This is a genomic window from Sphingomonas sp. PL20 (assembly GCF_017875905.1).
GTDB classification, from domain to species: Bacteria; Pseudomonadota; Alphaproteobacteria; order Sphingomonadales; family Sphingomonadaceae; genus Sphingomonas; species Sphingomonas echinoides.
On sequence record NZ_JAGINH010000002.1, the window covers coordinates 2106755 to 2129642 of the forward strand.

The 22888-nt window shown below is 64.5% G+C and carries 26 protein-coding genes; 10 read left to right on the forward strand and 16 right to left on the reverse strand.

The genetic code is table 11. The annotated features are described in order from the left end of the window. The first annotated feature begins 47 nt into the window (after positions 1 to 47). The 4 genes from hmgA (at position 48) to H4W01_RS09735 (ending at position 3937) form a co-directional block, all read left to right on the forward strand. Positions 48 to 1328: a homogentisate 1,2-dioxygenase gene (gene hmgA / locus H4W01_RS09720; RefSeq protein WP_209613312.1), complete on the forward strand. Its 1281-nt coding sequence runs from the start codon at positions 48 to 50 to the stop codon at positions 1326 to 1328. Positions 1329 to 1392: 64 nt separating this feature from the next. Beyond that, positions 1393 to 2100, forward strand: a complete 708-nt coding sequence (gene gntA / locus H4W01_RS09725; RefSeq protein ID WP_209613313.1) for a guanitoxin biosynthesis heme-dependent pre-guanitoxin N-hydroxylase GntA — start codon at positions 1393 to 1395, stop codon at positions 2098 to 2100. Continuing rightward, positions 2097 to 2684, forward strand: a complete 588-nt coding sequence (locus tag H4W01_RS09730) for a DUF1989 domain-containing protein (RefSeq protein WP_209610845.1) — start codon at positions 2097 to 2099, stop codon at positions 2682 to 2684. Before gntA ends, H4W01_RS09730 begins: the two co-directional genes overlap by 4 nt. Before the next feature lie 293 nt (positions 2685 to 2977). Continuing rightward, complete coding sequence (locus tag H4W01_RS09735; protein ID WP_209610846.1) at positions 2978 to 3937, forward strand: IS110 family transposase; 960 nt, start codon at positions 2978 to 2980, stop codon at positions 3935 to 3937. Positions 3938 to 4023: 86 nt separating this feature from the next. On the opposite strand, the gene H4W01_RS09740 is transcribed toward H4W01_RS09735, so the two are convergent. From H4W01_RS09740 to H4W01_RS09760, 5 genes are all read right to left on the reverse strand, one after another. Beyond that, a complete protein-coding gene (locus H4W01_RS09740) occupies positions 4024 to 5436 on the reverse strand; it encodes a coniferyl aldehyde dehydrogenase (RefSeq protein WP_209610847.1) in 1413 nt (470 codons plus the stop codon). A 29-nt stretch (positions 5437 to 5465) separates the two neighbouring features. After that, positions 5466 to 5927, reverse strand: coding sequence for a hypothetical protein (locus H4W01_RS09745; RefSeq protein ID WP_209610848.1), 462 nt, complete (start codon positions 5925 to 5927; stop codon positions 5466 to 5468). Continuing rightward, a complete protein-coding gene (locus tag H4W01_RS09750) occupies positions 5924 to 6676 on the reverse strand; it encodes a prepilin peptidase (protein ID WP_209610849.1) in 753 nt (250 codons plus the stop codon). The genes H4W01_RS09745 and H4W01_RS09750 overlap by 4 nt, the downstream gene beginning before the upstream one ends. 67 nt (positions 6677 to 6743) lie before the next feature. After that, entirely contained in the window at positions 6744 to 7220 is a 477-nt protein-coding gene (locus H4W01_RS09755; RefSeq protein WP_209610850.1) for a GNAT family N-acetyltransferase, read from the reverse strand. Then, positions 7217 to 7708: an SH3 domain-containing protein gene (locus H4W01_RS09760; RefSeq protein ID WP_029622387.1), complete on the reverse strand. Its 492-nt coding sequence runs from the start codon at positions 7706 to 7708 to the stop codon at positions 7217 to 7219. Before H4W01_RS09760 ends, H4W01_RS09755 begins: the two co-directional genes overlap by 4 nt. 105 nt (positions 7709 to 7813) lie before the next feature. On the opposite strand from H4W01_RS09760, the gene H4W01_RS09765 reads away from it, so the two are divergent. Continuing rightward, entirely contained in the window at positions 7814 to 8818 is a 1005-nt protein-coding gene (locus tag H4W01_RS09765; protein WP_435804109.1) for a 2-hydroxyacid dehydrogenase, read from the forward strand. A gap of 4 nt (positions 8819 to 8822) precedes the next feature. Here H4W01_RS09765 and H4W01_RS09770 read toward each other — a convergent pair whose 3' ends face one another. Then, positions 8823 to 9821 (reverse strand): AraC family transcriptional regulator, encoded by a 999-nt coding sequence (locus H4W01_RS09770; RefSeq protein ID WP_334685221.1) that lies wholly within the window; start codon positions 9819 to 9821, stop codon positions 8823 to 8825. Between H4W01_RS09770 and H4W01_RS09775 the strand changes: the two genes are divergently transcribed. After that, positions 9820 to 10131 (forward strand): hypothetical protein, encoded by a 312-nt coding sequence (locus H4W01_RS09775; protein ID WP_154651269.1) that lies wholly within the window; start codon positions 9820 to 9822, stop codon positions 10129 to 10131. The two genes, H4W01_RS09770 and H4W01_RS09775, sit on opposite strands and share 2 nt — an antisense overlap. Positions 10132 to 10260: 129 nt before the next feature. On the opposite strand, the gene uvrC is transcribed toward H4W01_RS09775, so the two are convergent. The 7 genes from uvrC to H4W01_RS09810 all read right to left on the reverse strand — a co-directional run bounded on the left by uvrC (position 10261) and on the right by H4W01_RS09810 (position 15155). Beyond that, the gene (uvrC, locus tag H4W01_RS09780; RefSeq protein ID WP_209610853.1) at positions 10261 to 12183 is read right to left on the reverse strand and encodes an excinuclease ABC subunit UvrC; all 1923 of its coding nucleotides are present in this window, start codon (positions 12181 to 12183) and stop codon (positions 10261 to 10263) included. A 120-nt stretch (positions 12184 to 12303) separates the two neighbouring features. Continuing rightward, positions 12304 to 12651 (reverse strand): hypothetical protein, encoded by a 348-nt coding sequence (locus H4W01_RS09785; protein ID WP_209610854.1) that lies wholly within the window; start codon positions 12649 to 12651, stop codon positions 12304 to 12306. 106 nt (positions 12652 to 12757) lie between these two features. Beyond that, positions 12758 to 13312: a F0F1 ATP synthase subunit B family protein gene (locus tag H4W01_RS09790; protein ID WP_010403080.1), complete on the reverse strand. Its 555-nt coding sequence runs from the start codon at positions 13310 to 13312 to the stop codon at positions 12758 to 12760. Further along, the gene (locus H4W01_RS09795; protein WP_209610855.1) at positions 13305 to 13799 is read right to left on the reverse strand and encodes a F0F1 ATP synthase subunit B family protein; all 495 of its coding nucleotides are present in this window, start codon (positions 13797 to 13799) and stop codon (positions 13305 to 13307) included. The genes H4W01_RS09790 and H4W01_RS09795 overlap by 8 nt, the downstream gene beginning before the upstream one ends. Before the next feature lie 19 nt (positions 13800 to 13818). Next, positions 13819 to 14049, reverse strand: a complete 231-nt coding sequence (locus H4W01_RS09800) for a F0F1 ATP synthase subunit C (protein ID WP_029622390.1) — start codon at positions 14047 to 14049, stop codon at positions 13819 to 13821. Positions 14050 to 14091: 42 nt separating this feature from the next. Further along, positions 14092 to 14874, reverse strand: a complete 783-nt coding sequence (locus tag H4W01_RS09805; RefSeq protein WP_010403083.1) for a F0F1 ATP synthase subunit A — start codon at positions 14872 to 14874, stop codon at positions 14092 to 14094. Further along, positions 14871 to 15155, reverse strand: coding sequence for an AtpZ/AtpI family protein (locus H4W01_RS09810; protein ID WP_010403084.1), 285 nt, complete (start codon positions 15153 to 15155; stop codon positions 14871 to 14873). The genes H4W01_RS09805 and H4W01_RS09810 overlap by 4 nt, the downstream gene beginning before the upstream one ends. A 210-nt stretch (positions 15156 to 15365) precedes the next feature. On the opposite strand from H4W01_RS09810, the gene radC reads away from it, so the two are divergent. After that, on the forward strand, positions 15366 to 16049 hold the full coding sequence (gene radC, locus H4W01_RS09815; RefSeq protein ID WP_209610856.1) for a RadC family protein: 684 nt from the start codon (positions 15366 to 15368) through the stop codon (positions 16047 to 16049). Positions 16050 to 16111: 62 nt separating this feature from the next. Here radC and H4W01_RS22825 read toward each other — a convergent pair whose 3' ends face one another. Next, positions 16112 to 16381: an EF-hand domain-containing protein gene (locus H4W01_RS22825; protein ID WP_334685222.1), complete on the reverse strand. Its 270-nt coding sequence runs from the start codon at positions 16379 to 16381 to the stop codon at positions 16112 to 16114. A gap of 414 nt (positions 16382 to 16795) precedes the next feature. Here H4W01_RS22825 and purB point away from each other — a divergent pair, with 414 nt between their 5' ends. Then, positions 16796 to 18100, forward strand: a complete 1305-nt coding sequence (gene purB, locus H4W01_RS09825) for an adenylosuccinate lyase (protein WP_209610858.1) — start codon at positions 16796 to 16798, stop codon at positions 18098 to 18100. Between the two features lie 428 nt (positions 18101 to 18528). Here the strand turns inward: purB and dnaJ are convergent, their stop codons facing one another. Together dnaJ and dnaK are read right to left on the reverse strand one after the other, a co-directional pair. Beyond that, on the reverse strand, positions 18529 to 19641 hold the full coding sequence (dnaJ, locus tag H4W01_RS09830) for a molecular chaperone DnaJ (protein WP_209610859.1): 1113 nt from the start codon (positions 19639 to 19641) through the stop codon (positions 18529 to 18531). Between the two features lie 138 nt (positions 19642 to 19779). After that, positions 19780 to 21681: a molecular chaperone DnaK gene (gene dnaK, locus H4W01_RS09835; protein ID WP_209610860.1), complete on the reverse strand. Its 1902-nt coding sequence runs from the start codon at positions 21679 to 21681 to the stop codon at positions 19780 to 19782. 170 nt (positions 21682 to 21851) lie between these two features. Between dnaK and H4W01_RS09840 the strand changes: the two genes are divergently transcribed. Further along, positions 21852 to 22286 (forward strand): copper chaperone PCu(A)C, encoded by a 435-nt coding sequence (locus tag H4W01_RS09840; RefSeq protein WP_010403091.1) that lies wholly within the window; start codon positions 21852 to 21854, stop codon positions 22284 to 22286. Further along, complete coding sequence (locus H4W01_RS09845) at positions 22283 to 22753, forward strand: vgr related protein (RefSeq protein WP_209610861.1); 471 nt, start codon at positions 22283 to 22285, stop codon at positions 22751 to 22753. The genes H4W01_RS09840 and H4W01_RS09845 overlap by 4 nt, the downstream gene beginning before the upstream one ends. The last annotated feature ends 135 nt before the right edge of the window (positions 22754 to 22888 follow it).

Below are 22888 nucleotides of genomic sequence, written 5' to 3' on the forward strand. Positions count from 1 at the left end.
AAGCTGCGCTACCCTCTCCCCGCCGGGGCGAGGGAGAAAGGGAGATGATGACCCACTACATGACCGGCTTCGGCAACCATTTCGCCACCGAGGCGGTGCCCGGTGCCCTCCCCATCGGGCGCAATTCACCGCAGCGCCCGGCGTTCGGGCTCTATGCCGAGCAACTGAGCGGCACCGCCTTCACCGCGCCGCGCCACGAAAATCGCCGGTCGTGGCTCTATCGCCTGCGGCCTTCCGCCGCGCATCCCGCTTTCACCCGCTATAACGGTGCCCCGCTGTTCGCGACGGCTCCTTCGGACGCCCCGCTCGCACCCAATCGCCTGCGCTGGGGGCCGCTCGACGGCGTGGATGCCGACTGGCTCGATTCGCTCACCACGATGATGGTCGCGGGCGATGGCCCGCGCGCGCAGACCGGCGTCAGCATGCACCTCTATCGCTGCGCCAAGGACATGGTGGACCGCGCCTTCGTGTCGGCCGATGGCGAATTGCTGATCCTGCCCGAGCAAGGCGCGCTGACGCTGCTCACCGAACTCGGCCGGATCGACGTCAAGCCGGGCGAGATCGCGCTGATCCCGCGCGGCGTGCGCTTCCGTGTCATCCTGCCCGATGGCCCGGCGCGCGGCTATGTCGCCGAGAATTTCGGGGCCCCGTTCCGCTTGCCCGATCTCGGGCCAATCGGTGCCAACGGCCTCGCCAATCCGCGCGATTTTGCGACGCCGGTCGCCTGGTATGAGGATGTAGAGGGCGACTATCAGCTCGTTCAGAAATTCCTCGGCACGCTCTGGCAGACCGATCTCGGGCGCTCCCCGCTCGACGTGGTCGCCTGGCACGGCAATTACGCGCCGTGGAAATATGATCTGGCGACCTTCAACACGATCGGCAGCATCAGCTTCGACCACCCCGACCCCTCGATCTTCACCGTGCTGACCTCGCCCAGCGACATGCCCGGCACCGCGAACGTCGATTTCGTGATCTTCCCGCCGCGCTGGCTAGTGGCGGAAAATACCTTCCGTCCGCCCTGGTTCCACCGCAACACGATGAGCGAGTGCATGGGGCTGTTGCAGGGCGCGTATGATGCCAAGGTTGGCGGCTTCGTGCCGGGCGCGCTGTCGCTGCACAATCAGATGAGCGGGCACGGGCCGGATGTCGCCAGCTGGCAGGGCGCAAGCGCAGTTGATCTCGCCCCGCACAAGCTGAACGACACAATGGCCTTCATGATCGAAAGTCGCTGGGTGTTCCGGCCGACCGATTTTGCGCTGGAGGCAGGCGCGCTGGACGCCGATTACGATGCGGCGTGGGGCGGCTTTCCCAAGGCGGTCCTTCCCTGATGGCTTGATCCCGATCAGTAGGATTTTCGGGAACTTAGCGGGAGGTTTGCTCGTCTTGACGGGCATGCCAACGCCCATCACCCCCTTATTCCCCTGGCAGCACCGCGCGCAGGGAGATTTCCAGGCCCTGCTCGACGCGCATGTCGCGGCGGCGGACTTTCCCTGTGTCGGGGCCAAGGCGGCGCTCGCCAAGGGCACACTCTCCGTGCTGGCCTGCGACCGGATCGACAGTGCTTGGGACGATCTGCGCATCCATGACGGGTTGCTGCATTTCGCCAAGGCGTATCGCGAGGATCCTGGGCTGTTCCGCAGCTTTGCGGTGATTTTCGACGGGCCCGACGCTTTGTCCGAGGAAGCGTTCGAAGCGGCGCTGTGGGAGCGCGCGCAATCCTTGTCCGACAAGGATGTATGGCGCGGCCAGGGCTATGACACTGCGGTCAGCGCCGACCCGGAAAGCGCCCATTTTTCGCTGAGCTTTGGTGGCGAGGCGTTCTTCATCGTCGGGCTGCACCCGCGCGCCAGCCGCCCGGCGCGCCGCTTTGCGCGACCGACCATGGTGTTCAACCTGCACGACCAGTTCGAAACGCTGCGTGCGCAAGGCCGCTATGAAGGCATGCGCGAGAAGATTCTGGTGCGCGACGAAGCCTTGGCCGGATCGCGCAACCCGATGCTCGCTCGCCACGGGGATAGCAGCGAGGCGCGGCAATATAGCGGGCGCGCCGTCGAAGACGGGTGGAAATGCCCGTTCCAGTATTCGGGATCGCCCGAATGAGCGCAACGATCGAAATTCCCGAGCGAAGCGGTACGGCCTTCCGGCTCGCCGAAGGCCAAACGCTGACGGTGATCGACCCGCGTGGGCGCCAAGTCGCCGATTTGCTGGCGTTCAACGCAGCCGATGTTGACGAGGTAATCTCCTCGGGCCGGACACTCGATTATGCCGAGACGATCTACCTCACCACCGGGCACACGCTCTATTCCAATCGGTCGAACCCGCTGCTCGAGATCATCTCGGACACGGTCGGACGCCACGATTTCCTGCTGACCCCCTGTTCGCACGACACCTTCAATCATTTCTATCCTGATCTGCCGACGCATCGCGGGTGCTTCGGCAATTTGGCGGAGGCGCTGGCACCGTATGGCGTGACCGAGGATCGGATCCCGGTCGCGTTCAATTGCTTCATGAATGTGCCGGTGAACGGCACGACGGGGAAGCTCGAAGTGCTGCCGCCGATCAGCCAGGCGGGTGACCACATCGTGTTTCGCGCGGCGATGGATCTGGTGATCGGCCTCACCGCCTGCTCGGCCCCGGCGAGCAATGGCGGGAGTTTCAAGCCGATCCATTATCGGGTGGATTGAGGGGGGCGAGAATAGGGACTGGCCTGGCCGGGGCCTGCTACCCCCGGGTCCGAGTTAGTGGCCGCCCCCCAACCGTTCGTTTCGAGCGAAGTCGAGAAACCCGTCACAGCGCAGGTTTCTTGCATGTTGCGGCTGGCCTGATCTGGTGATCCAGAAGGGTTGACCTGCAGGGGTGGCCGCCCCTGCAGGTCGGACGGGCGGGACCGTGGGTTTCTGGGCTATGTGCCGCAGTCGAGCGTGGTCCGTCCGTCCTCTTTGTCTGGCCTGAACAGATGATGGGGAGCAAGACCCGAATGCAAGAAAAGGCCGAGGCAACGCCGACGATCCATGTCGGCATCGATGTGAGCAAGGCGCATCTCGATGTGCATCTGCACCCGCTGGGCGAGCGGTTGCGCGTGACCAACGATGCGCACGGCCACCGCCACCTTGTGGCGCTGCTCACCCAGCACGCGGTGGCGCTCGTGCTGATGGAGCCGACCTCGCGCTATCACCGCGCCGTCCATCGTCGGCTGCATGAAGCCGGTCTGCCGGTCGCGCTCGCCAATCCGCTGCGCGCGCGGCTGTTCGCCCAGGCGTCCGGCACGCTCGCCAAGACCGATGCGATCGATGCCGCGATGCTGGCGCGCATGGCCGAGCGGCTTGGCCCCGATCCGGTCGCCCCGCCGACACCGGCGCAAGAGGAGCTTCAGGAACTCGCCAGCGCCCGCCAGGCCGCAATCGCTGAACGCACCGCGCTCGGCAATCGTCTCGCCGCTGCCACCAGCGCCTTCCTGCGGCGCGAACTCGCCACCCGCCTGCGCATGCTCGAGCGCCATATCGCCCGGCTCGATAGCACGATCGACACCATGATCCGGGCCGATCACGAGCTCGACCGCAAGGCCCGTATTCTGCGTTCAATCCCCGGCGTCGGCCCCGTCACCTCGCTCGTCTTCCTAGCCCAGCTCGGCGAACTCGGCCGCATCACCGCCAAGCAGGCCGCAGCCCTTGCCGGGCTCGCCCCCTTTGCGCGGGATAGCGGGACATCCCAGCCAAAGCGCCGCATCCATGGCGGGCGTGCCCAGCTCCGCTGTGCCCTCTACATGGCGGCGCTGAGCGCCAGCCGCCGCAACGCCGATCTCAAACGATTCTACCAAGGCCTCATCGAACGCGGCAAACCCGCCAAACTGGCGCTCGCTGCCTTCGCCCGCAAAATCGTCGTCCTTGCAAACACCCTCATCACTGAAAATCGACACTGGACGCAAGTCACCCCTTGACCGACAACACAGATGCTCGACTTCGCTCGAAACGAACGGATGGGGCGGGTAGCCATTCTTGAATCGCGGCACACACCGCGAGCCGCTCACTTCATCTGCCGCTTCACGCTCGCCATTGTTGCCTTGCCATAAGGCGGCTTGAGGCCTGCCAGTTTCGCGACATCGAGCTTGGCTTGCTTGAACACCGCTTTGCCGTGGCTGAAGGTCTTGAAGCCGTCAAAGCCGTGATACGAGCCCATGCCCGATGGCCCGATGCCGCCAAAGGGTAGCTCTTCCATCGAGACATGGAACACCACGTCGTCGAGCGTCACCCCGCCCGAAATCGTGCGATCGAGCACGCGCCGCCGCTCCGTCTCGTCCGGCCCGAAATAATAGAGGCCGAGCGGGCGGTCGCGGCGATTGACCTCGGCGATCGCGCTGTCGATGCCGGTGTAGCGGCGCACCGGCAGGATTGGTCCGAACAGTTCCTCCTGCATCACGATCATGTCGTCGGTCGCGTTGCGGACGATGTGGAGCGGCATCTTGCGGGCGTTCGACCCGGCGAAATCCTCGCCCGCCGGGTTGACCGTTTCGACCGTCGCGCCCTTGGCGCGCGCATCCGCGACCCAGTCTTGCAGGCGCTGGTGGTGACGGTCGTTGATGATGGCGGTATAATCGGGATTAGCGAGCAAGGTCGGATACATGCTCGACACCGCCGCTTTCAGCCCGTCGACCACTGCCTGCTCCTGTGCTTCCGGCACCAGCATGTAATCGGGTGCCAAGCAGATTTGCCCGGCGTTGAGCATCTTGCCGATCGCCACGCGCTCGGTCGCGCGCGCGATGTCGGCGTCCTTGCCGATGATGACCGGCGACTTGCCGCCGAGTTCCAGCGTCACCGGTGTCAGATTGTCGGCCGCGGCGTGCAGGATATGCCGCCCGATCCCGGTCGCGCCGGTGAAGATCAGATGGTCGAACGGCAATTCGGAAAAGGCCTTGCCCACCTCCGGCCCGCCGCTGAAGAACGCCAGTTCCTCGGTTGCGAAATATTTGGGGCTCACTTCTTCGAACAACGCCGCCGTGCGCGCGGTGAATTCGCTGGTCTTGACCATCGCGCGGTTGCCCGCCGCGAAGATGCCCGCGATCGGCCCCATCACCAGATTGACCGGGAAATTCCACGGCGCGATCACGCCGACGACGCCCTTGGGCTGATATTCGACCCAGGCGCGCGCACCGAGCAGCCCGAGCGGAAATTGCACCGCGCGATTGTCGCGCCGCGTCCAGCGATCCAGCGATTTGATGGCGTGCTTGATCGGCGCGATCGACGAAGCGATGTCGGTCAGCATCGATTGTTCGCGGCTGCGATGCCCGAAATCCTCGCTCAGCGCGTCGCAAAAGGCATCGGCATTGTCAGCGATCATCGCCGCCGCGCGCGCGAGGCGATCCTTGCGCACCGCCAGCCCAACCGGGAGTTCGGCCATGAACGCCGCGCGTTGCCGCGCCAGCACATCCTGCATCGTCATCCTCATCCCCCTTTTGGAGTGTTATCGTGTCACGTCGCGCAGCCGATCAAACCTCCGACCGGAACCACCACCGTATCCTGCCCGGCGCGATCCAACTGCAGCAAGCCTTCGGTTACCACCGCGCCACTGCTGATCGACTCGCGCGTCTCGATCTTCATCGTCAGCTTGGCAGATATGCCCGCGGCACCATAGTCATTGCTCTCGCCAAAGCCGAAGCCGCCCGCCCCGCTCTGGGCACTGCGGTCGAGATCGGTCATCGTCCCGCCGATCGACAGCCGCAGCCGCCCTGGATCGGCCTGCGCCATCGCCACCAGCGCGCGCGTGCCGCTGACGGTCCACAGATAGGCAGCACAGCCCTTGGCCGGGAGATCCTGCCGAGGGATCGCGCCCAGCGGCAAACCATCGATCGACGACGGCAGCGGAGTCGGTGTCGGGGCGCTTTGCGGGGCGGCGGCGAGCAGCAACGGAGCGAACGGGAGAAGCGCTTTCATGGCGCAGAGCCTAACAGGAACAGCCACGCCGGGTAAGCCGCGATCGCCAGCAGCGCACCGAACGGCAACCGATCGCCAAGCGCGGCGGTGCGCCCGCGCATCATCCCCAACAGCACCGCCGCCAACCCGGTCAGCGCCGCCAGCAACACCACCACCGGCAACATCCGCCAGCCGAGCCACAGCCCGATCGCGCCAAGCAGCTTGGGGTCGCCGCCGCCCAGCCCGTCGCGGTGGCGCAGCGCCTTATAACCAGCCCCGACCATCCACAGAGCCGCGAACCCGCCGAGCCCACCGATCAGCCGATCGGCCAAAGACGGCGCAACCCCCAACAGTCCGGTGGCCAGCCCCGCCCCCGCCAGCGTCGCGGTCAGCGCATCGGGCAGCCAGAAGGCGGCAATGTCGAGCGCCGCCAGCGTCAGCAGCAACCAGCCAAACACCGCTCCGGCCAGCCCCACCGGCCCCGGTACGGCGAGCCCCGCCAAAACGCCGATCACGACGCAGCCAAGCTCGATTTGCCAGTGCCGCGAGTCGATCGAAGCACCGCAGGCGCGACACCGTCCGCGCGCGAGCGCCGCGCTCAGCAACGGGACCAAATCGCGCGGGGCCAGCGTGACTCCGCAGGCGTCGCACTGCGACCGCCCGCGCGCGACCGATCGCCCCTCCGGCCAGCGCACGACGATCGTGGCCAGAAAGCTCCCGACGAGCGCGCCCAGGACGCCCAATGCCAACGGCCAAAGCCAGTCGGTCATGGGATCGCGTCGGATCCGGGCATAGCGGCCCTGCACCGCCACGCCCGCTGCTCGGTTGGCTCCATGCTCACAACGCTCGGGTGAAATAGGTGGAGAAGGCGACGTCGCTATAGCCGTTAAACGGCCCGCACACGGTAAAGCCAGCGCGTCCATAGAGCGCGCGTGCCGCCGCGAATGGCGCGTTTGAGCCCGTTTCCAGGCTCAGTCGCTGATAACCGCGCCGCCGCGCCGCCGCGATGACATGATCGAGCAGCGTGGCCGCAACGGCACGGCGCTCGTGCCCCGGTGCGGTGCGCATCGACTTCACCTCGCCATGCTGTGTATCGAGTTCCTTGAGCCCCGCCATGCCAAGCAGGTCTTCCTGTTCCCATGCCGTCCACAGCGTCACATCAGGGTGCCGCAAACCGCTGAGATCGAGCGCGAACACGCTCCCCGGCGGGGAATTTTCGTGCGCCGCGCGCAAATGCAGTTCGATCAGCGCGATCACAGCGGGGTTCGTCAGATCATCCTGGACGATCCGCCACGTTGACCCGGTCTCGCTCAATTCAGCGTCTCGCCCGGCTCCACGCCCCACAAATGCACCGCCTCGACAAAGCCGCCGCGGCCGCGCACGTCGAAATAGCACCAGCCCTGCGCGCATTTGCTGATCCGACCGACCACGCCCGGCGCTGCACGCCACAGCACGCGCCCGGCATCGCGCGGCGAATCGCGTAACTCGGCGACGGTGCCCATCACCAGCGCCGTCCGCGTCTCGCGGATCAGCGTGCCCATCATCCAGCCCTGCGTACCGTCCGGATCTTCCACCTTATACCATTGCCCACGACCATAGATGTCGAGCACCTTCACCGGCAGATCGGCACGCTGGTACAGCCAGCTTGAGGGATAGCTGCGCGCCGGCCCGGTCCGCATCCGCGCCTTGCCCGCGCCAATCGAGGCGAAAAAGGGCGGCTTCTTCTGCACCAGCCCCGCCACCGACGGCACCGCCAGCGCAATCCCCATCACCGCCAGCAAAATCCTGGCTCGAAACCGCATCTCAGTCCCCCACAAAATCCATCGTCGTTTACAGTGGAAGCGCGGCGCGCTTCAACACCCGTTGACGCCGCCAGACACCTCCGCCAAGCCTTCACCATGCCCGAAATGACACGTGCCGCGAACCCGAGAGTGCCCAACCCAAAGGTTTGGGTGACTCGCGAATTGCCCGCTGCGGTAATGGACCGCATGGAGCAATTGTTCCACACCAGCATCCACCGCGGCCCCGCCGCGCTCACACGCGAGGAGCTCGCCGCCGCGATGGCGGAATGCGATGTGCTGGTGCCGACCGTCACCGATGAAATCGATGCCGAGTTGATCGCGGGCGCTGGCCTCGCGCTGAAGCTGATCGCCAATTTCGGCGCGGGCGTGAACCATATCGACCTGAAGGCAGCGCGGGCGCGCGGCATCATCGTCACCAACACACCGGGCGTGCTGACCGAGGACACCGCCGACATGACGATGGCGCTGATCCTGTCGGTGCCGCGCCGCCTGGCCGAGGGCGAAAAGCTGGTGCGATCCGGCGAGTGGAAGGGCTGGACGCCGGGCGGGATGCTCGGCCACCGCATCGGCGGCAAGGCGCTCGGTATTCTCGGCATGGGGCGGATCGGCCAGGCGGTTGCGCGGCGCGCGCGCGCCTTTGGGCTGACGATCCATTATCACAACCGCCACCGCCTGCCGAAGGTGGTCGAGGCCGAACTGCAGGCGCAGTGGCACCCCAATCTCGACGAGATGCTGTCGGCGATCGACATTCTGACGATCCACACCCCGCGCAACCCCGATAGCGAAGGGCTGATCGACGCAGGGCGGATCGCGCTGTTGCGGCCGCATGTCTATGTCATCAACACTTCGCGCGGGGGGATCGTCGACGAAGCGGCGTTGATCGCTGCGCTGGAAGGTGGGCGACTGGCCGGGGCTGGCCTCGATGTGTGGCAGCACGAACCGCAAATCGACCCGCGCCTGCTGGCCTTGCCCAATGTCGTGATGACCCCGCACATGGGCTCCGCCACCTTCGAGGGGCGGCTGGCGACAGGCGAAAAGGTCATCACCAACATCCGCATGTGGGCCGACGGCCACCGCCCACCCGACCAGGTGCTGGAAGGGTGGGCGTGACGCTTTACTGCAGCGGCAGGAACAGATCGGTGATCGCTTCATGCTCGGGCACATCGGGGAAGAACCTTACGCGCTGGGCATAAAGCGGAAAATCACGCAGCTCTTCCCCGCTCGCCGGTAGCCAGGTGCCATAGAGAAACGCAGCGGCGGGCCGCAGATCATCGCTCCCGCCAACGATGCGCAACACCGCACACCGCCCGGCCGGAATAAGCCCGGCCTCGATACCGCCGTCGGCAGCGGTGATCGTCCGGTCGGTGGCAGCGGCCAGGTCCACCTGATAGTCCTCGGGCGCTACGCCGTCGGGATCATTATGGAAAATAGTGTAGGTAGCATGGGTGGCCGCGCGCACGCCGCTCGCCTTGCGCCAATCGATAAAGCGGCGGATCGTCTCGCCCAGCCGCTCCGGTGCCCCCTTATGCGACAGGAACGCGACGGGAATGTCGGCTTGTTCTTGCACTACCACGTCGTCGATCGAGAAATTCTGCGTCATCATCAGGCTCCGTGCTTCGGCCAGCGGCACCATTGCCGCCGTCCATGCCGCCCAGTCCGGATCCTCGCGAAATGCCGTCGGCGCTTGCCCCAACCGCTGGCGAAAGGCGCGGGCAAAGCTGTCCGGTGCCTCATAGCCAGCATCCAACGCGATCTCCGTGACCGAATCCGCGCTGCGATAGGCGAGCCGCCAAGACGCCCGTTTCATCCGCGCCAATTGCACGTAGCGATGCAGCGACAGTCCGAAAATGGCACTGAACTGCCGATGGAAATGATAGGGTGAGAACGCCGCCACGGCGCTCAACGTCTCCAATCCCACATCTTCGTCGAGATGAAGGTCGATATAGGCCAGCACGCGCTGTATCCGCGAATGATAGTGTGCTGGATGGGTCGGGCGCTTCGACATCGCTTGGTCCTTATGGGTGGCCCAGCCGAAATAGCGGACAAGCCAATCGCGACGCTCGACCGATGTTGCGGTTGTGCGCAACGCTGCGCAAGGGATCGCCGTCGACATGTCCATCACCGCTCGACATCAGCGCGCACCGCCCGTCAACTTTCCGATTGACGGCCGTCACGGTGCATTGCAGCTTGTCGTCAAGAATAAAAAATCGAGGAGAGTGATGATGGACCGTGCTGGGTCGTTTATCGTTGGTGCCGCACTCGTCTTGTTTTCGGCTTTGCACATCGTGAGTGCACCCGATTATCTCAATATCCTCCCCGCTCTGGTACTGCTTTACGGGATCTTCCGCCTCGTCACCAACCGCAGCATCGCCGCGACGCTCGCCGACGAAGAGCTGTCGTTCGCACCGCCTGCCGAGGGCTGATCGGGATCGCGTCACGCGAGACCCACCGCTCCGTTCGTTTCGACCGAAGTCGAGAAACAGCCACACGCGTTGTGCCCGGTTTATCGCCTTCGGTCGAAACGAACGGGCAGAAGTACCCTGAGGCCGCTCTCAGCGCGCGTGAAAGAAGTCGTACAGCTGTTGCGCGACCGCCGCGCTGACACCGGGGGCCTTCTGCAGATCCTCCAAGCTGGCGTTGCGCACCGCGCGCGCGGTGCCGAAGTGCATCAGCAATGCCTTCTTCCGCGCCGGGCCGATGCCGGGCACGTCATCGAGCGGTGACGCGCCGATCGCCTTGGCGCGCTTGGCGCGGTGCGCGCCGATCGCGAAGCGGTGGACTTCGTCGCGCAACCGCTGGAGATAGAACAGCACCGGCGCGTTGACCGGCAGCTGAAACTCGCGCCCGTCGAGCATGTGGAACACCTCGCGCCCGTCACGCCCATGGTGCGGGCCCTTGGCAATGCCGACCAGGCACACATCCTCGATCCCCAATTCCTCGAGCACGCCCTTCACCGCATTGAGCTGCCCGCGCCCGCCGTCGATCAACACCAGATCGGGCCAGTCGCCCGCATCGCGATCGGGATCCTCATTCTGCGCGCGCGCAAAGCGGCGGGCGAACACCTCGCGCATCATGCCGAAATCGTCGCCCGGAATGGTGTCGGGGTTCTTGATGTTGAACTTGCGATACTGGCCCTTGCGGAAGCCCTCCGGTCCGGCGACGACCATCGCACCCAACGCATTGGTGCCTTGGATATGGCTGTTGTCGTAAATCTCGATGCGGTCGGGCGGTTCGGGCAAGTCGAACAGGTCTGCCACTTCGCGCAGCAGCTTCGCCTGCGTGGTGCTCTCGGCCAGACGCCGGTCGAGCGCTTCTTCGGCATTGCGTTTGGCCTGATCGAGCAATTTTCGGCGCGTGCCGCGCTGCGGCATCGACAGCGTGACCTTGAACCCCGCCTGCCCGCCCAGCGCCTCGCCGAGCAGAACCGCCTCGTCCAGCTCGCGGTCGAGCAATACGGTGCGCGGCGGTGGGACTTCCTCATAAAATTGCGCGAGGAAACCCGCCAGAATTTCATCCTCGGGCACATCGGCGGTGTGCGCCGGGAAGAAGCTGCGATGCCCCCAATTCTGCCCGCCGCGAATGAAGAACGCCTGGATGCCGATCACGCCATTCTTATTGGCCATCGCAAAGATATCGGCATCGCCCAACCCCTCGGCATTAATCGCCTGGCTGCCCTGAATGAAGGTCAGTGCGCGCAGCCGATCGCGCAGGATCGCGGCGAGTTCGAAATCCATAGCCTCGGCGGCTTCCTGCATCTGGCCGCCGAGCTTGGCTTGCACTTCGGTCGACTTGCCAGCCAGGAACGCCTTCGCATCGGCGACGAGTTCGGCATAACCACCCGCGTCGATCCGACCGACACAGGGGGCGGAGCAGCGCTTGATCTGATAGAGCAGGCACGGGCGGTCGCGGTTCTTGAAGAAGCCGTCGGTGCAGCTGCGCAGCAGGAACAGTTTTTGCAGCGCATTCAAGGTGTTGTTGACCGCACCCGCACTGGCGAAGGGGCCGTAATAATTGCCCTTGGCCCGCCGCGCGCCGCGATGTTTCTGGATCCGCGGAAAGTCATGATCGGCGCGCAACAGGATGAAGGGAAAGGATTTATCGTCGCGCAGCAGGACATTATAGGCCGGGCGATAGCGTTTGATCAGTTGCGCCTCGAGCAGCAGCGCTTCAGCCTCATTATTGGTCGTAACGATCGTCATTGCGCGGGTTTGCGCCACCATGCGCTGCAAACGCCGCGAAAGGCGCTCGACCTGCGTATAATTGGTGACGCGATTTTTGAGCGCGCGCGCCTTGCCAACGTACAGCACGTCCCCGCGCGCATCGAGCATACGATAGACGCCGGGCCGCGCCGGCAGCGTCGCCAGCACATTGCGGATCGCAGCGACCCCGGCATCGAGATCGGGCGTATCGCTGCCGCGAACGGTGAAGGTGGCCTTGTCTTCGTTGAAGCGCGTCGGGGCGTTGGGATCGGACATTGTCGATGATCTAGGCATTCGCGCGCCGGGACGCCACGGCTTCGTTGCTGCGCACGCCACCACACACGAAAAAGCGGCGGTGGGTTGCCCCACCGCCGCTGATAGAGGCGTTAGAGAAGGTTACTTGATCGCGGCGAGGTCGGCCTTGACCTTGGCCAGCGCGGCGTCGGTCAACGCACCCTGCGACAGCGGTGCGACCTGGTTGAGCGACATGCCCTTGAACGATTCGTACATCGGGTGCGCGGTGATGTTCTGCAGGTCGGTGTCGAGCACGGTCTTGCCGGCCGCGTTGGCGGCAATCGTCTCGATCGGCGTGTCGAGATCGAACTTTGCCGCGCCGGTTGCGGTTGCGGTCGTTGCGGGTGCAGCGACGGCGGGAGCCGAGGCGGCGGCCGGCGCAGGCGCCGTCTGGGCGGCGAGCGGCGCTGCAATAAAGGCGACGGCTGCGGCGATAACGACAGACTTCATGGGGACAGCCTCTTTCGAAAGGTAAGCGGCGCGAATCACCGCAAGACCGACGATACCCCGATCAGTGGCGAAACGAAATGCACCCGCGATACCGGGCGCATTTCCGTCAGTTGAGCTTGCCCAGCCCGGCAATGGTCCGGTCGACCAGCGCCTTGTCGGCATCGGCACCGTGACGCTGCGCGATGATCGTCGCGGCGGCGCGGGTGGCCGCGTCAGCGGCGCGGGCGCGGACCTCGGCGATGGCGGTGCGTTCGGCACCGGCAATCTTGTCTTCGGCCATTGTCTGGCGGCGTGCGATCAAATCGGCGAGATCGGCCTCGGCCTTGGCCAGCATCGCGGCTGCTTCGGCTTCGGCATGGGCGACGATAGCGGCGGCATCGCCGGCGCTCGCCGCGTTACGCGCCTTGGCCTCGGCAAGCTGTGCCTCGGCTTCCGCGCGCAGTTTGGAGGCTTCCTCCAACTGGCCACGGATGGTGGCAATACGGCTGTCGAGCATGCCCGCGACCATCTTTGGCACTTTTTGCCAGATCATGATCGCGATGACGACCAGCATCGACAGCGCGACGAACATCGGCGGGGTGATGCCCATGAACGCCATTTCGTGATGCAGCTCGGTGGCCCCGGTATGCTCCATCGTCTTGACTGCTTGACCGTCAGCCATGTGCCAGCTCTGCCTTAACCTGCGTTTCGATGGTCACGCGGTCGACCGCCACGCCCGAAAGCTTGGCGACGATCTGTTCGACCGCGTCGACCGTATTGGTCTCGATTTCGGCGAGCGCCTGCACCTTTGCGGCCCCGATGCGACCGGTGGCGGCATCGAGTTGCGCGGCCAGCGCGGCGTCGCTGGTCTTTAGCTTGGCCTCGGTGCCGGCAACCGCCCGCGCCTTGGCTTCGCCGAGGGCGACGGTCGCCTTGGCACGCGCGGATTCGAGCCCCGTTTGATAATCGCGCTCGGACGCGAGCGCAGCAGCGCGCGCCGCCTCCGCCGCGGCGATGTCCCCCGCGATCCGGCCGTTACGATCTTCGATCGTCGCCTCGATCTTGGGGACCATCGCCTTGCCGATCCCGAAATAGATCAGCGCGAATACGATCGCGAGCCAGAACAGCTGCGAGGCGTAAATCTCGCCAATCTGGGAAATCTGCGGCATCGGGTGCGCTCGCTCTTACTTACTTGACGACGAAGAGGATGAGGATCGCGACGACGAACGCGATCAGACCCAGAAGTTCCGAAGCCGCGAAGCCGATGAACAGGCGGCCCTGCTGGCCGTCTGCGGCACCCGGGTTGCGCAGCGCGCCTTCGAGGAACGAACCGAACACGTTGCCCACGCCGAGCGCGGCCAGACCAACGCCGATCGCCGCGAGGCCGGCACCGATGTACATTGCAGAAGTATGATCCATGATAGGCTCCTTGAGAATTACGTAGTGAGGGTATTGAAAAGATTAGTGCAGGTGCACCGCGTCGTGCAGGTACAGCGACGTCAACAGCGCAAACACATAGGCCTGGATCGCACACACCAGCAACTCCAGTGCGCTGACCCCGACGATCATCACGAAGCTGAGCACGCTGACGACGGGCCCAAGCGCGCCGCCCGCATTGAGGCCCTGCACCACGAAGCTGCCGAACACTTCGAGCAGGATGTGCCCTGCCGTCATCGCGACGAACAATCGCAGACCGAGCGAGAACGGGCGCACCATGAAGGAGACGAATTCGACCGGGATGATCACCGGCATCAGCCAGGCAGGCGCGCCGTGCGGCACGAACAGGCTGAAAAACTTCAGGCCATGCGTCGCAAATCCGACCACCAGCACGATGCCGAACGACAGGAACGCCAGCACCGCCGTGACGGTTATGTGGCTGGTGACCGCGAAGGTGTGCAGACCCGGCAGGATCGCCAGGGGCAGCACGCCGATAAGATTGGCGAACAGGATGAAGAAGAATAGCGAGAAGATGTAGGGCGCGAATTTCTTGCCACCCGAGCCGATGTTCACCGTCACCATATTGTCGATGAAGCTGACCGCATCTTCTGCCGCAACCTGCCAGCGGCCGGGCACGAGCTGGCGCTTCAGGCCACCGGCCATGAACACAGCGAGCAGCACGAACACGACGATCATGAACAGCGCCGAGTTGGTGAAGGATACGTCATAGCCGAACAGATCCAGATGCCGGCCCAATACGGGCTCGACCTTGAACTGTTCCATCGGATCGATTTTGCCGGCGCTCACTCCGCGCGCTCCTTCGAAATCTTGATGATGTTAAGGAACGCCCCGATCACCGCGAGCGTCAATACGATCAGCAACGCCCAGGGCGAGGTTCCCAACCAATGGTCGAGTGCCCAGCCCATGACCCCGCCGCCAAACAAGGCACCCAGCAGCAGGGTCAGCACGCGCGCGCCCTGCGAATAGCCTTTCGCCGGCGGCACCACCCCACCAGCACGCACCTGGCCAGCCGCCTTCGCCGAAGCGATGCGGGCATCCAGGTCGTTCTTCTGGTGTACGTCGGCCAAGGGGCGCTTATCCTGATAAGAAAACGCCGCCGTGCCTTTGGCACCGCGACGGTGAACATCGGGGATCGTGGGGAAAGAGCCCCGTTCACGCGCCGTTTAGGAAGGTGACCGGGGGGTGTCAACTCTTGTGGCCGATCCGGACGCTGCCCAGCCCTCTGCCCAGCCCTCTGCGTTGCCTATCGTCTCGGCGCGCGATACTCCTTTACGTCGATGAACACGCCCCTCCCCGATCATGCCGGACACCGCGCACGACTGCGCCAGCGCTTGATCGAACAGGGCGGCGACGCGCTGCTAGACCATGAATTGGTGGAATATCTTTTGGCGCTGGCGATTCCCCGGCGCGACACCAAACCGCTGGCCAAGGCCCTGCTTGCCGAATTCGGCGGGGTTGGCGGGCTGTTCAGCGCCGATCCGGAGGCATTGCTGCGCGTCCCCGGCATGGGCGAGACCTCGGTCGCGGCGATCAAGATCGTGCAAGCGACCGCGCTTCGGCTGCTGCGCGTACACGCCAGCGCGCAACCGGTGCTGGCGAGCTGGCAAGCGCTGATCGACTATCTCCACGCCGACATGGCCCACCGCACCAACGAACGGGTCCGCGTGCTGCATCTCAACACCCGCAATATGCTGATTCGCGACGAGGCGATGAGCGAAGGCTCGATCGACGAGGCGGCCCTCTATGTGCGCGAAGTCATCCGCCGCGCGATCGACCTGGGTTCGGCCGCGATCATTCTGGTGCACAATCACCCGAGCGGAGACCCCGCCCCCAGCCGCGCCGACATCGAAGTCACCCGCAAGGTCGCCGAAACGGGCAAGCGCCTGGGCATTGCCGTGCACGACCACATCATCATCGGGGCGAACGGGCATTCCAGCCTGCGCGCGATGGGGCTGTTGTAAAACGCGAAGCGCCCGCCGCTCCGGGGTGGAGAGCGGCGGGCGCGCGTGCGGCAGGCGGGGAATTAACCCTGCTGCGACAGGAAGCCGGTCAGCTCCGATTTGCTGACCTTATTGTTCTTGTCGGTATCGGCCTGAGCGAAGGCCTTGTTCAGCCATGCCTTGGTGGCGGGCGACGTTGCCTTGGTCGAAGGATCGCTCGCGCTTTTCAGCGCAACCATCCACGTGTCGAACTCCTTGGCGCTCAGCACGCCGTCGCCATCCTTATCATAGGTGGCAAATTCCTGGTTCACCACTTGCGCCACCTGCGTACCCGTCGCTGGCTGGGCCGCCACCGCCGAATCTGGGGCTGGGGCAGTAGCCGAATCGGCGGGCGCTGCGCTCTGCGGAGTCGCCGGAGCGGGCTGAGCGGGAAGCGCTTGATCAGTCGTCGTTGGCACAGACTGCGACGTTTGCGGGCTAACCGGAGGGGTCTGGGCCTCCTGGGCAAATGCCGGGGCCGACAACATCATTGCGCCAGCAAGTAAAGCATATTTCAACATCGGATTTCTCCTTCAGCGTGTTCATCAATCTCGTCGAACGCGACGCTTTGCATCGTCAATGGCGTTCACGGTATCAACACGCTTGCTTCCGGATCGGTCCCTTTATCGCCGATTTGAACCATCGGCTTGTCCCTGCTAACGCGCGTGTCATCGCGGACCCGTTGCGATTCCGCGATGGCCCGACTCTGCCGCATTCAAGGAAATCCGATGGTCCCCCGCTATTCCCGCCCCGACATGGTCGCGATCTGGACGCCCGAAGCGCGTTTCCAGATCTGGTTCGAGATCGAGGCGCATGCGACCGATGCGCTGGCCGAGCTGGGCGTGGTGCCCAAGGAAGCCGCCGCCGCGATCTGGGCGAAGGGCGCGTTCGAGGTCGAGCGCATCGACGAGATCGAGCGCGAGACCAAGCATGACGTGATCGCCTTCCTGACCAACGTCGCCGAACATGTCGGCCCCGAAGCGCGCTTCATGCACCAGGGCATGACCTCGTCCGACGTGCTTGATACCTGCCTCGCGGTGCAGCTGGCGCGCGCGAGCGACTTGCTGATCGCCGATCTCGATGCGTTGCTGGCGGTGCTCAAGCGCCGGGCGATCGAGCACAAGCTGACCCCGACAATCGGCCGCAGCCACGGCATTCACGCCGAGCCGGTCACGTTCGGGCTCAAGCTGGCGCAAGCCTACGCCGAATTCTCCCGCAACCGCGCGCGCCTGGTTGCGGCGCGCGCCGACATCGCCACCTGCGCGATTTCGGGCGCGGTCGGCACCTTCGCCAATATCGATCCGTTCGTGGAGGCGCATGTCGCCGAGAAGCTCGGCCTGACCGTCGAGCCGGTGTCGACCCAGGTCATCCCGCGCGACCGCCATGCGATGTTCTTCGCGACGCTCGGCGTGATCGCCTCGTCGATCGAGCGGCTCGCGACCGAGATCCGCCATTTGCAGCGCACCGAGGTGCTGGAGGCCGAAGAGTTCTTCTCGCCCGGCCAGAAGGGCTCCTCGGCGATGCCGCACAAGCGCAACCCGGTGCTGACCGAAAACCTCACCGGCCTTGCCCGGATGGTGCGCGGTTATGTGACGCCGGCGCTGGAGAATGTGGCGCTGTGGCATGAGCGCGACATCTCGCACTCCTCGGTCGAGCGCTATATCGGCCCCGACGCGACGATCACGCTCGATTTCGCGCTGGCGCGGCTGACCGGCGTCATGGACAAGTTGGTCGTCTATCCGGCGCGGATGGACAAGAACCTCAACAAGATGGGTGGCCTGGTCCATTCGCAGCGCGTGCTGCTGGCGCTGACGCAAGCCGGCGTCAGCCGCGAGGACGCCTATCGCCTGGTCCAGCGCAACGCGATGAAGGTGTGGGATTCGGACGGCGCATTGTCGCTGATGGAATTGCTCAAGGCCGATCCGGAAGTGACGGCGGCGCTGTCAGTTGCGGAGATCGAGGACAAGTTCGACCTTGGCTACCACCTGAAGCATGTCGACACGATCTTTGCGCGGGTGTTCGGCAACGACTGATCGACAGATTTGCACGCTTCAACGTGCAAATGCTGCACTTGCGAATGCGCGTAATAATATTGCGCGCATAAGCAACAATCTCCAAATGCTTCCCTGCCGGAACGGTCCGGCAAGGAGATCCTACCATGCGCATTCTGCAAAGCCTCACGAGCGGCCTCATCGCCGTTGCAGGCGTCGCGCTGGTGGTTGAGGTTCTTAGCCTCTAACCCATCGGCCCACCCGCCCCTTCTTCTTGATGGGGCGGCCAGGGCCGTGGGGTTGAGAGCAGATGTTCACATCTTTAGCGGAAGGCGTCCGCCAAACGTCCCACCGTCACCCCGGCCCCGTGCCGGGGTCCACCGTGCCGCAAATCCTGCGCGTGCGGTGAATATTCCCGGTGGACCCCGGGACAAGCCCGGGGTGACGGGTGATCGCGTCGGGTCCGTCCCTTAACCCCAGGCGCTTTTCATCTTCTTGAAGAAGCCGCTGGTCTGCGGGCATTCCTTGCCGGTTTCGGTCGCGCGGAATTCCTCGAGCAATTCGCGCTGACGCGAGCTCAGGCTGGTCGGAGTTTCCACCTCGATGCGGATGACCAAGTCACCGCGCCCACGCCCCTGCAGCACCGGCATCCCGGCACCACGCTGCCGCAATTCGCGCCCCGACTGCGTACCGGCTGGGATCTTGATCGTGTGCTCCACGCCATCGGGCCCGGGAATGGTGATATCCCCGCCCAGCGCTGCCGTGGTGAAGCTGATCGGCGCACGCGCGAACAACGTCGTGCCCTCGCGCTGGAACAGCGGATGCCGCGCGACGTGCAGGAAGATATAGAGGTCGCCCGGAGGGGCACCGCGCATCCCGGCCTCGCCTTCACCGGTAAGGCGCACGCGCGTACCCTCATCGACGCCGGGCGGAATGTTGACCGTGCGCGTCTTGGTCTTTTCGACGCGGCCTTCGCCCCGGCAATTGCCGCACGGATCGGAAATGGTCTGGCCGGCACCGTGGCAGGTCGGGCAGGTGCGCTCGACCACAAAGAAACCTTGCTGGGCGCGGACTTTGCCGTGGCCGTGACAGGTATTGCAGGTCTTGGCCGCCGTACCCTTGGTCGCGCCGGTGCCGTTGCACACGTCGCACACACCGGTCACGTCGATCGTGATGTCGGTGGATCTGCCGTGGAACGCTTCCTCCAGCGTGATTTCCATGTCGTAGCGCAAATCGGCACCACGCCTTGGGCCGCTGGCACCGCCACGCTGGCCACCCATGAATTCGCCGAAGATATTCTCGAAGATATCCGAAAAGGCGCTGAAATCCTGCGCGCCGCCACCACCGCCGCCCTGTTTGAACGCGGCATGGCCATAACGATCATAGGCCGCGCGCTTTTGCGGGTCCTTCAGGCAGTCATAGGCTTCGCTGATCGCCTTGAAGCGCGCCTCGGAATCGTCGCATCCCGGATTCTTGTCGGGGTGATAGCGCATTGCCAGGCGACGATACGAGGACTTGAGCGTGCCTTCATCGGCATCGCGCTCGCATTCCAGCAATTCGTAGAAATCGACTTCAGTGCTCATCTTGCGCCTCTAGGCCCTGTCCCGAGCGGGAGAGGGTTTGGGAGAGGGAATTATGAGGAAGCCGCAGTGCGATCTGCATCGCAGCACGGCCCCTCTCCCCGACCCTCTCCCCACACATGGGGAGAGGGAGATAGTATCTTACGCCTTGTGATCGTCGACTTCGGAGAATTCCGCGTCGACCACGTCTTCCTTGGGCGCTTCGGCTGCGTCAGCGCTTGGCGAAGCTTCGGCTTGCGCCTGCTTCTCGTAGATCGCCTGGCCCAGCTTCATCGCGACCTGCGCGAGTGCGCCTGCCTTTTCCTTCATCGCTTCGGGATCGCCACCTTCGACGGCGGTCTTGGTCGCGGCGATCGCGGCCTCGATCTCGCCCTTCAGCGCGGCGTCGACCTTGTCACCATTTTCGGCGAGCTGGCGCTCGGTCGTGTGAACCAGGCTCTCGGCGTTGTTCTTCGCTTCGGCGGCATCGCGGCGCTTCTTGTCGTCCTCGGCGAACTGCTCGGCATCGCGCACCATCTGCTCGATGTCGCGCTCCGACAGACCACCCGAAGCCTGGATGCGGATCTGCTGCTCCTTGCCAGTGCCCTTGTCCTTGGCCGACACATTGACCAAGCCGTTGGCGTCGATGTCGAAGGTGACTTCGATCTGCGGCACGCCGCGCGGTGCCGGCGGAATGCCGACCAGGTCGAACTGGCCGAGCAGCTTGTTGTCCGCCGCCATTTCGCGCTCGCCCTGGAACACGCGGATGGTGACCGCCTGCTGGTTGTCGTCCGCGGTCGAATAGGTTTGCGACTTCTTGGTCGGGATCGTGGTGTTGCGATCGATCATGCGGGTGAACACGCCACCCAGCGTCTCGATGCCGAGCGACAGCGGCGTCACGTCGAGCAGCAGCACGTCCTTGACGTCACCCTGCAGCACGCCTGCCTGAATGGCAGCGCCCATCGCCACGACCTCATCGGGGTTGACGCCCGAATGCGGTTCCTTGCCGAAGAAGTCCTTCACCACCTGGCGCACCTTGGGCATGCGGGTCATGCCGCCGACCAGCACCACTTCGCTGATGTCCGCCGCCTTGACGCCGGCATCGGCCATCGCCTTGCGGCACGGCTCGAGCGTGCGCTGGATCAGGTCATCGACCAGACGCTCCAGATCGGCGCGCGAGATCGACTTGACGAGATGCTTGGGGCCCGTCGCGTCGGCGGTGATGAACGGCAAATTGACTTCGGTCGTGGCGGCCGAGGACAGCTCGATCTTCGCCTTTTCGGCCGCTTCCTTCAAACGCTGGAGCGCCAATTTGTCCTTGGTGAGATCGATGCCTTCGGCCTTCTTGAAATCATCCGACAGGAAGTTCAGCAGCTTGTTGTCGAAATCTTCGCCGCCGAGGAAGGTGTCGCCATTGGTCGCCTTCACTTCGAACACGCCATCGCCAATCTCGAGGATCGAGATGTCGAAGGTGCCGCCGCCAAGGTCATAGACCGCGATCGTCTTGTTGGTGTCCTTATCGAGGCCATACGCAAGCGCGGCGGCCGTCGGCTCGTTGATGATGCGGAGCACTTCGAGACCGGCAATCTGCCCGGCGTCCTTGGTCGCCTGGCGCTGCGCGTCGTTGAAGTATGCAGGAACCGTGATGACCGCCTGGGTCACCGTCTCACCGAGATAGGCCTCGGCGGTTTCCTTCATCTTCTGGAGCGTGAAGGCCGAGATCTGCGACGGCGAATATTCCTTGCCACCGGCACCGACCCATGCGTCGCCATTGTTGCCGCGCACGATCTTGTACGGGACCAGTTCGGTGTCCTTCTTGGTGATCGGATCGTCGAAGCGACGGCCGATCAGGCGCTTCACCGCGAAGATGGTGTTTTCAGGGTTGGTCACCGCCTGGCGCTTCGCAGGCTGGCCGACCAGTCGCTCGCCATCCTTGGCGAAGGCGACGATCGACGGCGTGGTGCGCGCGCCCTCGGCGTTTTCGATGACCTTGGGCTTGCCGCCCTCCATCACCGAGACGCAGCTGTTGGTGGTGCCGAGATCGATTCCGATTACTTTTGCCATTGGTCCTCTGGGGCCCCCGTCTGTCAAAAAAATTGCCGTTCCGCCGCGCCCTTAGGATAAGCGACGCGACACTTCACTCCGGCGATATAGGGGGGCTTTCGCTTGTCGCAAGATTTCGCCGCACGTAGAGTGGCGCGATAAGTTCCCAAAGCGGGAGAAGGTGGTTGCAAATGCGAAAAATTCTGGTGTTGACCGCGCTTGCCATGGGGGGGTGCAGCCAACCGCCGGTGCTGTCGGTCGATAAGGGGTATGTGCGGCTCGCGGCGATTCCCAGCCGTCCCGCTGCCGCCTATTTCACCATCCATGGCGGCCCCGCCGACACCACGCTCCTTTCGGTCAGCAGCGATGTCTCGGTGAAGAGCGAACTGCACGAATCGATGACGTCGGGAAACATGGCGACGATGAAGCCGATCGGCGACCTGGCGATCCCCGCTGCCTCCACCACCGTGTTCAAACCCGGCGGCAAGCATGTGATGTTGTTCGATATGAATCCGGGGATCAAACCGGGCCGGGCGGTCACGCTGACCTTCACCTTCTCCAACAACCAGCGCGTGCTATACGACGCGCCGACCATCGCCGCAGGGGCCCCTGCCCCGACCGAGTGACCAGCCGTACCCTGACGGCGGGCGAGGTCGCGCTCGCCCGCAGCGTGTTTGGCGATGCGATCGATTATGCGCCGATACGGCTGGAGCAGCGCAAATGGGCGTTCTTCCAGCCGCGCGAAACGGTGATGGCGCCGACCGGCACAATCCACTTTCATCCGGCAGGCACACGCTACCGCGCGGACTTCTCGTGCGGTGACCTCGACGATCAGGGGCTCCTGATCCACGAATTGACGCATATCTGGCAAAGCCAGCGCGGGATTTTCCTGCCGCTGCGCCGTCATCCCTTCTGTCGCTACCACTATGCCATCCGGCCAGGCCTGCCGCTGCACCGCTACGGTATCGAGCAGCAGGCGGAGATCGTGCGGCACACCTTCGTGCTGCGCCACGGCGGCTTCGTGCGCGGGGCGCTCCCGCTGGCGACCTATGAGAGTATTTTGCCGTTTAAAGTTGGCTTCGCTCAAACGTGACCACCCAGACTCCGTTCGGGCTGCGCTTGTCGAAGCCGCTTCCCCACCAACGCGCACATCTCTTGCAGAAAGCGCCCTTCGACAGGCTCAAGCCGAACGGGAAAGGCTTGATCCGTAGATAAAACGCCGCCGGAC

Bases quoted from the DNA above. Each gene is read 5' to 3' on its own strand.
- hmgA (WP_209613312.1), top strand. From the start codon at position 48: ATGACCCACTACATGACCGGCTTCGGCAACCATTTCGCCACCGAGGCG.
- gntA (WP_209613313.1), top strand. From the start codon at position 1,393: ATGCCAACGCCCATCACCCCCTTATTCCCCTGGCAGCACCGCGCGCAG.
- H4W01_RS09730 (WP_209610845.1), top strand. From the start codon at position 2,097: ATGAGCGCAACGATCGAAATTCCCGAGCGAAGCGGTACGGCCTTCCGG.
- H4W01_RS09735 (WP_209610846.1), top strand. From the start codon at position 2,978: ATGCAAGAAAAGGCCGAGGCAACGCCGACGATCCATGTCGGCATCGAT.
- H4W01_RS09740 (WP_209610847.1), bottom strand. From the start codon at position 5,436: ATGACGATGCAGGATGTGCTGGCGCGGCAACGCGCGGCGTTCATGGCC.
- H4W01_RS09745 (WP_209610848.1), bottom strand. From the start codon at position 5,927: ATGAAAGCGCTTCTCCCGTTCGCTCCGTTGCTGCTCGCCGCCGCCCCG.
- H4W01_RS09750 (WP_209610849.1), bottom strand. From the start codon at position 6,676: ATGACCGACTGGCTTTGGCCGTTGGCATTGGGCGTCCTGGGCGCGCTC.
- H4W01_RS09760 (WP_029622387.1), bottom strand. From the start codon at position 7,708: ATGCGGTTTCGAGCCAGGATTTTGCTGGCGGTGATGGGGATTGCGCTG.
- H4W01_RS09765 (WP_435804109.1), top strand. From the start codon at position 7,814: ATGACACGTGCCGCGAACCCGAGAGTGCCCAACCCAAAGGTTTGGGTG.
- H4W01_RS09775 (WP_154651269.1), top strand. From the start codon at position 9,820: ATGTCCATCACCGCTCGACATCAGCGCGCACCGCCCGTCAACTTTCCG.
- H4W01_RS09770 (WP_334685221.1), bottom strand. From the start codon at position 9,821: ATGTCGACGGCGATCCCTTGCGCAGCGTTGCGCACAACCGCAACATCG.
- uvrC (WP_209610853.1), bottom strand. From the start codon at position 12,183: ATGTCCGATCCCAACGCCCCGACGCGCTTCAACGAAGACAAGGCCACC.
- H4W01_RS09785 (WP_209610854.1), bottom strand. From the start codon at position 12,651: ATGAAGTCTGTCGTTATCGCCGCAGCCGTCGCCTTTATTGCAGCGCCG.
- H4W01_RS09790 (WP_010403080.1), bottom strand. From the start codon at position 13,312: ATGGCTGACGGTCAAGCAGTCAAGACGATGGAGCATACCGGGGCCACC.
- H4W01_RS09795 (WP_209610855.1), bottom strand. From the start codon at position 13,799: ATGCCGCAGATTTCCCAGATTGGCGAGATTTACGCCTCGCAGCTGTTC.
- H4W01_RS09800 (WP_029622390.1), bottom strand. From the start codon at position 14,049: ATGGATCATACTTCTGCAATGTACATCGGTGCCGGCCTCGCGGCGATC.
- radC (WP_209610856.1), top strand. From the start codon at position 15,366: ATGAACACGCCCCTCCCCGATCATGCCGGACACCGCGCACGACTGCGC.
- purB (WP_209610858.1), top strand. From the start codon at position 16,796: ATGGTCCCCCGCTATTCCCGCCCCGACATGGTCGCGATCTGGACGCCC.
- dnaJ (WP_209610859.1), bottom strand. From the start codon at position 19,641: ATGAGCACTGAAGTCGATTTCTACGAATTGCTGGAATGCGAGCGCGAT.
- dnaK (WP_209610860.1), bottom strand. From the start codon at position 21,681: ATGGCAAAAGTAATCGGAATCGATCTCGGCACCACCAACAGCTGCGTC.
- H4W01_RS09840 (WP_010403091.1), top strand. From the start codon at position 21,852: ATGCGAAAAATTCTGGTGTTGACCGCGCTTGCCATGGGGGGGTGCAGC.